This window comes from Neobacillus bataviensis, from assembly GCF_019969725.1.
Genome location: NZ_JAHXYW010000013.1, coordinates 149,200 through 156,096, shown reverse-complemented (window position 1 = coordinate 156,096; position 6,897 = coordinate 149,200). Strand labels below are relative to the sequence as shown.

General features: G+C 37.6%; 9 protein-coding genes. 3 read left to right on the top strand and 6 right to left on the bottom strand.

What is annotated here, in order from left to right; translation table 11 throughout:
- On the top strand, nt 1-888 hold an 888-nt coding region (locus LC455_RS25505; protein WP_223595209.1), incomplete at its 5' end, for an IS3 family transposase.
- A gap of 52 nt (nt 889-940) precedes the next feature.
- On the opposite strand, the gene LC455_RS25500 is transcribed toward LC455_RS25505, so the two are convergent.
- Both LC455_RS25500 and LC455_RS25495 read right to left on the bottom strand, forming a co-directional pair.
- Complete coding sequence (locus tag LC455_RS25500; protein ID WP_223595207.1) at nt 941-1,213, bottom strand: UPF0223 family protein; 273 nt, start codon at nt 1,211-1,213, stop codon at nt 941-943.
- Nucleotides 1,214-1,251: 38 nt separating this feature from the next.
- Entirely contained in the window at nt 1,252-2,211 is a 960-nt protein-coding gene (locus LC455_RS25495) for an NAD(P)H-dependent flavin oxidoreductase (RefSeq protein WP_223595205.1), read from the bottom strand.
- Nucleotides 2,212-2,395: 184 nt separating this feature from the next.
- Between LC455_RS25495 and LC455_RS25490 the strand changes: the two genes are divergently transcribed.
- Complete coding sequence (locus tag LC455_RS25490; protein ID WP_223595204.1) at nt 2,396-3,868, top strand: aminotransferase class I/II-fold pyridoxal phosphate-dependent enzyme; 1,473 nt, start codon at nt 2,396-2,398, stop codon at nt 3,866-3,868.
- Nucleotides 3,869-3,921: 53 nt separating this feature from the next.
- Here the strand turns inward: LC455_RS25490 and LC455_RS25485 are convergent, their stop codons facing one another.
- On the bottom strand, nt 3,922-4,044 hold the full coding sequence (locus LC455_RS25485) for a GapA-binding peptide SR1P (protein ID WP_223595202.1): 123 nt from the start codon (nt 4,042-4,044) through the stop codon (nt 3,922-3,924).
- Between the two features lie 166 nt (nt 4,045-4,210).
- Nucleotides 4,211-4,510 (bottom strand): DUF3055 domain-containing protein, encoded by a 300-nt coding sequence (locus tag LC455_RS25480; RefSeq protein ID WP_223595200.1) that lies wholly within the window; start codon nt 4,508-4,510, stop codon nt 4,211-4,213.
- A 162-nt stretch (nt 4,511-4,672) separates the two neighbouring features.
- Here LC455_RS25480 and LC455_RS25475 point away from each other — a divergent pair, with 162 nt between their 5' ends.
- Entirely contained in the window at nt 4,673-5,107 is a 435-nt protein-coding gene (locus LC455_RS25475) for a DUF1885 family protein (RefSeq protein WP_223595199.1), read from the top strand.
- Between the two features lie 30 nt (nt 5,108-5,137).
- Here LC455_RS25475 and LC455_RS25470 read toward each other — a convergent pair whose 3' ends face one another.
- On the bottom strand, nt 5,138-5,380 hold the full coding sequence (locus LC455_RS25470; RefSeq protein WP_223595197.1) for a hypothetical protein: 243 nt from the start codon (nt 5,378-5,380) through the stop codon (nt 5,138-5,140).
- Between the two features lie 99 nt (nt 5,381-5,479).
- Complete coding sequence (lpdA, locus tag LC455_RS25465; protein WP_223595196.1) at nt 5,480-6,895, bottom strand: dihydrolipoyl dehydrogenase; 1,416 nt, start codon at nt 6,893-6,895, stop codon at nt 5,480-5,482.
- Nucleotides 6,896-6,897: the final 2 nt, after the last annotated feature.

Below are 6,897 nucleotides of genomic sequence, written 5' to 3'. Positions count from 1 at the left end.
TTTAGTTCGAGAACAGGAAAAATTACAAACAAAATCAAAGCGCAAGTAATTTTTGAACTAAAGCATGAATTTGATGTAGTGGAAATAGTTAAAGTCGCAGACATTCCACGTAGTACGTACTATTACTGGGAAAAACGATTAAATAATGAAGATAAATATGCAAAGGTAAAAGAAGCGATTGTAGCTATTTATCATGAGCATAAAGGACGTTATGGTTACCGTCGTATCACAAAAGAATTGGAGAAAAAGAATATTTACCATGATCCCAAGACCATTAATCGAATAATGAATGAGATGGGCTTAAAATGTGAGGTCCGTTTGAAAAAGTACCGTTCATACCGTGGAACAATTGGAAAAGTAGCACCCAATATACTGAATCGCGATTTTAGCGCAGGTAACATGAATGAGAAATGGGTAACTGATGTTACAGAATTTCATTTATTTGGGGAAAAACGATATTTATCGCCTGTTTTAGATTTATGTAATGGAGAAATAATTGCTTACAAAGTTATGAACCGTCCTGTTTATTCTCTTGTTGGAGATATGCTTAATGAAGCAATAAAAAGAATAAAACCTGATGATGAAGTTATCCTCCATTCAGATCAAGGCTGGCATTATCAGATGAGTAAATATCAAAATAAATTAAAAGAACATGGTATACGACAGAGTATGTCCCGTAAGGGTAATTGTTTAGACAACGCAGTCATAGAAAATTTCTTTGGCTTATTAAAGTCTGAACTACTCTACTTACAAGAATTTGAGAGTATGGAGCATTTCGAACGAGAATTAGAAGAATATATTTATTATTACAATCACAAACGAATGAAGGCAAAATTAAAAGACCTAAGTCCAGTCGAATACCGGACTCAGGTCTTGAAAGCAGCCTAAACTTTTTGTCTAACTTTATTGGGTCAGTTCAAAATTCGGGAGCTTTTTCTTTTTACCTCATTAATATGCGTTCTCCAGATGAAGCGTCTTTTGCCTTTTTTATAGTACGGTATGAAGAATAGCCGCTTATTTCCTCAAATTCTCCACAAAGCGTTTTCTCCTGCGCTTTACTTGGGACAATTTCTTTAAAACGGCGGTAAATCCTCATTACCTCATCGCGTTCAATTCCTTTTTCATAAGCCCTCTCAATTGCTTCAAAAAAGTTAATGACATCAACGATTTCATCAGTTGTCCAGTTATAATCAATCGGGTATTGGTACTCCATTTCTTCACCTCTTACTAATCATTCAAGAGTATCATACCTTATTTTCCCCATTTGGCACGAATTTGTTTCGCATCGTTAATCATTCTCTCGAATAGTTCTGCTACTGTTGGTACATCTTTAATAAGGCCCATTACCTGTCCAGCCCATGCGAAGCCTTCATCAACAGTACCCTCGTATATGTACCGTTTATTAGCCAAACCACTAATAAAATCTTTTAACTGATCATAGTCACCCTTATTTTTTTCAATTTCAATGATTTTTTCAGTCCAGCTGTTTGCTATCGCCCGGGCAGGTGCGCCTAAAGAACGTTTAATAACCACCGTATCGGTTTCTGTTCCTGCTACTAGTGCTTGTTTATATACCTCATTTGCATGAACACATTCTTTTGTGGCAATAAACCTTGTTCCCATTTCAATTCCTTCAGCACCTAAACTTAGTGCTGCCATCAACCCTCTGCCATCACCTATTCCCCCTGAAGCAATAACCGGGATTGAAACACTATCAACAACTTGTGGAATTAGCACCATTGTACCGATATCGTCACGGCCAAGATGCCCTCCGCCCTCCTGACCCACTACCATGACTGCATCGGCTCCTAGTTCTTCTGCTTTAACTGCCTGTCTTCTTGCGGCCACGAGTACGAGTGTTTTTATTGATGTTCCTTTTAATTGTTCAAAAATAGGGGCTGGATTGCCGCCTGTCATCGAAACAACCGGTACTTCTTCATCAATGGCTACCTGCAGCATGTCAGAGAATGGCCTGCCGTGCTGACCAATGGCAAAATTAACACCAAAAGGATGATTAGTTAATTGTTTTACCTTCCTTATTTCTTCTCTCAGCTGCTCTGGATTAGCTAAAGACATCGCGGTTATTTGACCAAGGCCCCCGGCATTAGAAACTGCTGCTGCCAATTCGGAATAGGCTAAATAAGCAAGTCCCCCTTGAATAATGGGATAGCGAATGTTAAGAATATCAGTTACCCTTGTTTGCCACTTCAATTTAAATTCCTCCTAAAAAATTTCATGCTTTCTTATTTCGTTCTAAAAGGGTAATTTTCCTTTTAAAAAGGAAAACTAAACAATAAATCTATGCAATGTAAACGATTAGTGCTATAATGCTTTTGTTTTATGTTTATTAAATGAAAAAATGTGTATTTTTTTGATAAAGAGGTGTGGTTATAAATTGTCGCAAAATCAAACACCGTTATTCAGCGGGTTATTAAAGCATGCAAAAAGAAATCCGATTCAATTCCATATTCCTGGCCATAAAAAAGGGGCTGGAATTGATCCGGAATTTCGAAATTTTATCGGTGACAATGCCCTGTCTATTGACTTAATTAATATTGGACCGCTTGATGATTTGCATTCCCCAAAGGGGATGATTAAGGAGGCTCAAGATTTAGCCGCAAAAGCCTTTGGTGCCGATCATACTTTTTTCTCAGTGCAAGGCACGAGCGGAGCTATCATGACAATGGTTATGGCAGTATGTGGTCCTGGAGAAAAAATCATCGTACCAAGAAACGTCCATAAATCCGTCATGTCGGCTATCGTTTTTTCTGGAGCAATTCCTGTATTTATTCATCCAGAAATCGATATAGAACTAGGTATCTCCCATGGAATAACAACTGAGTCTGTTGAAAAGGCTCTCGAGCAGCACCCTGATGCAAAAGGGGTTCTTGTTATCAATCCGACCTACTTCGGCATCTCTGCTGATTTAAAGAAAATAGTTGAGATAGCCCATTCTTATAATGTTCCTGTCCTTGTTGATGAAGCACATGGCGTCCATATTCATTTCCATGATGATCTGCCGCTTTCTGCTATGCAGGCTGGTGCGGATATGGCAGCCACTAGTGTTCATAAGCTGGGCGGCTCAATGACGCAAAGCTCCATCCTAAATGTAAAAGAAGGTCTTGTTTCTGTTAAACATGTTCAATCCATTTTAAGCATGCTGACAACAACCTCAACATCCTATCTGTTGCTTGCTTCACTTGACGCAGCAAGAAAGCAGTTAGCAACGAAAGGAAAAGAATTAATTGATAGAACGATTAGGCTAGCCCAGTCAATCCGAAAAAGAATTAACGAAATTGACCATATATATTGCGTCGGCGAAGAAATATTAGGTTCAAAAGCCACCTATGATTTTGATCCGACTAAGTTGATTATTTCTGTTAAAGATTTAGGTTTAACCGGCTATGATGTTGAAAAATGGCTTAGAGAAAAACATAACATTGAAGTTGAATTATCAGACCTATACAATATCCTTTGCATCATTACATTAGGGGATACCGAGTATGAGGCAGATCTTCTAGTTACTGCCTTAAAAGATTTAGCTGAGGAATGCGCACACCGTGCAGAAAAAGTAGAACCCTTAGAAGTCTTGCTTCCTGAGATCCCTGTGCTTGCATTAACACCAAGAGATGCCTTTTATGCGGATACGGAAGTGATTCCATTTGCCGAATCTGAAGGAAGGATCATTGCGGAATTTGTCATGGTCTACCCACCTGGAATCCCAATTTTTATTCCTGGTGAAATCATTACAAAAGAAAACCTTTATTATATCACGAAAAACCTAGAAGTTGGCCTGCCTGTTCAAGGACCAGAAGATGATGAACTGAAAATGATTCACGTTATTAAAGAATATAAAGCCATAAAATAAAAAGACAGGATTCCAATGACGGAATCCTGTTTTAATTTTATAAAGACAATTATTTATACTTCTTCGTGGCTATGCTGGTCTTCGCAGCAATTGCACTTAGAATAAAGCACAGTTACTTTTTCATCTTCAAAATGATCAATTGTAGAGTTACATGTTTGGCATACTAGAGTACCCATCTGTCCAATCCCCTTTTCATTAATTGAATGACCAATATTTTGAAAGCGTTTAAATATCCCTTAAGACAATAATAATATATCACATTTAATTTTTCAAGCCTAATTTGTATGTCACATTTAAAAAATAAGCATAAAAAAAGACCCTTTTGGGCCTTTTTTTAAATCATTATTCATATTGAGTGACGAAGGGTGCAGCCGGTATTGCTTCTCTAAAGAATTCAGCCAAATCAGAAGCCTGTTGTTTGTCAGGGATACGGAATACGGTTTGAAGGTAATCAATATCTTCAATATCTTTGGGGTCGAGGAGAGTTGAACGGCCAGTTTGCATGCAGATGACAAGAGGTTTTCCGAAAAACATATTCGTGTAAATAATACCAAAGTCATAGCGGGTATGTTCAGTTGTAAAGCCGATAAACCTCACTTTTGCATTTTCGTGCTCATCATAGAGCTTATCAAATAACTCCATTTGACTCCTCCTTTTTATTTAAATATTTAGAATATTATTATAATTTATTTTTAGAAAAATGACAAGAAATCTTGACATTTTATTTGTAAGTGTTGTCATCACTTTTTGTTCAGTGCTAGAATAGAAGGGCATATATTAACGGACTAGTGAGGGGGAATGATGATGGCTGAAAATGCATTTATTAAGCTTGTGCCTTCATCTGCGAAACAAACTATATCTATTGAAGAGGTAAAGGAATTATTTCATTTTTATAAAGACATTACAGCTAAAACAGGTGATCAACTTAACTGGCAGTATGGAGAGTCTGCTTTCCCTTATGAAATTAAAGAAACCAATGAAGGAAAAGGCTCCTGGTTTTACTTATATTCTGACCATGACCGTTACCGAGCTATTTTATTGGGGATAGACAAAGAAACCATTCGAGAGGAAAATGGTCAAGAACGAGAACAATCTTACATACAAGTGACCCTGCCTGAACAATCCACCTTCGGAGATAAAGGGAAGGCTAATGAATTTTGTAAATTCCTCGCAAAGAAGTTACAAGGTGAACTGCATCTTTTTAATGAAAGAGTCATGTATTACTATCCAAGGAAATAAACAATGAAAGCACCCTTAAGGGGGCTTTTTTTAATGGATAAAAAGGGCCATTGTATAGTGAATGGAGGTATAAATAATTAAGCTTAAGGTTGTAATGAAAAGCGTTTTCCGAGCTGATCCAGTTAGTTGATTGCCTATTAAATAGGCTAAATAAAAAAATACAAAGAACATAATAACCTTATAAATTAATTGATCATGTTTTGATAACCATTCAATAAAGGTATATCCACTCCAAATGATAAATTGCAGCATCATGACAATATAGACCCTCATATTTATCACCACACAAAATACATTTATCTATATATTTATTCGCTAAAAAAAAATAAAGTCCTTTCCTTTATGACAAGGAAAAGGACTTTATTTATACTATTACTTCATAATATGGATTGGGCTACCTAGTGCAACCTCAGCTGCTTCCATTGTTATTTCACCAAGAGTTGGATGCGCATGAATGGTCATCGCAAGGTCTTCAGCAGTCATTCCTGCTTCAATTGCCAGACCAAGCTCGGCAATCATATCTGAGGCACTTGCACCAGCAATTTGTGCACCAATTACTAAACCGTCTTCTTTACGGGTAATTAATTTTAAGAAGCCATCACCGCTGTCAAGAGATAGGGCACGGCCATTTGCTGCAAATGGGAATTTAGCAGAAATCACTTCAATGCCTTCCTCTTTTGCCTGTGATTCTGTATATCCAACAGAAGCCAACTCTGGCTCAGAGAAAACAACGGCTGGAATTCCTAAATAATCAATTTCAGAAGGGTGGCCGGCAATCGCTTCAGCCGCAATTTTTGCTTCATAGGATGCCTTATGTGCTAGTTGAGGTCCAGCTACAACATCACCAATCGCATAGATATTACTAATATTTGTCCGGCATTGCTTGTCAATTTCAATAAGACCGCGGTCAGATAATTTTACACCAACTTGTTCAAGTCCCATTTCATCCGTGTTAGGACGACGCCCAACCATGACAAAAACGTAATCAGCTTCAATTTTCTTTTCTTCGCCTTTTGTTTCAAAAGTGACAACCACACCAGTTTCAGTTTCTTCTACACCCTTTGCTAACGCTTTTGTATAGAATTCCGCGCCTTTTTTCTTCATTGTGCGCTTAACAAGTGCTGCCATTTGCTTATCAAATGTGCCAAGTCCTAGAATTTCCTCAGCACCTTCTAGTATTGTTACTTGACTGCCAAAGTTTGCATAGGCTCCACCGAGTTCGATTCCAATGACACCGCCGCCAATGACAACGATTTTTTCAGGAATTTCATTTAAATTTAATGCACCTGTTGAATTAAGAACACGTTTTGAATATTTAAATGTTGGCAGCTCAATAGGACGGGATCCAGTTGCAATAATTGCATTCTTAAAGGTATATGTTTGAGCTGAATCATCATTAATTACCCTTAATGTATTACCATCAACAAAATACGCTTCACCACGTACAATGTCTACTTTATTACCTTTTAATAGTCCTTCTACACCGCCAGTTAACTTATTTACGATTCCAGCTTTAAATTCTTGAACCTTTGTAAAGTCAACTTTTACATTTTCAGCAGTAATACCAAAGCCTTCTGAATGTTTGGCTGTTTCATAACGATGTCCTGCAGCTATTAAAGCTTTAGAAGGAATACAACCTACATTCAGGCATACACCGCCGACATATTCTTTTTCAACTATCGTTACTTTTTGTCCCAGCTGGGCAGCACGAATTGCTGCAACATATCCACCAGGACCTGCTCCAATGACTATAGTATCTGTTTCAATTGGGAAATCTCCTACTACCATTT

What these genes read in the sequence shown, in the direction of transcription:
- LC455_RS25480 (WP_223595200.1), bottom strand. Translation starts at nt 4,510, where the DNA reads ATGGAGTTATTTGATAAGCTCTATGATGAGCACGAAAATGCAAAAGTG.
- LC455_RS25470 (WP_223595197.1), bottom strand. Translation starts at nt 5,380, where the DNA reads ATGAGGGTCTATATTGTCATGATGCTGCAATTTATCATTTGGAGTGGA.
- lpdA (WP_223595196.1), bottom strand. Translation starts at nt 6,895, where the DNA reads ATGGTAGTAGGAGATTTCCCAATTGAAACAGATACTATAGTCATTGGA.
- LC455_RS25485 (WP_223595202.1), bottom strand. Translation starts at nt 4,044, where the DNA reads ATGGGTACTCTAGTATGCCAAACATGTAACTCTACAATTGATCATTTT.
- LC455_RS25500 (WP_223595207.1), bottom strand. Translation starts at nt 1,213, where the DNA reads ATGGAGTACCAATACCCGATTGATTATAACTGGACAACTGATGAAATC.
- LC455_RS25475 (WP_223595199.1), top strand. Translation starts at nt 4,673, where the DNA reads ATGGCTGAAAATGCATTTATTAAGCTTGTGCCTTCATCTGCGAAACAA.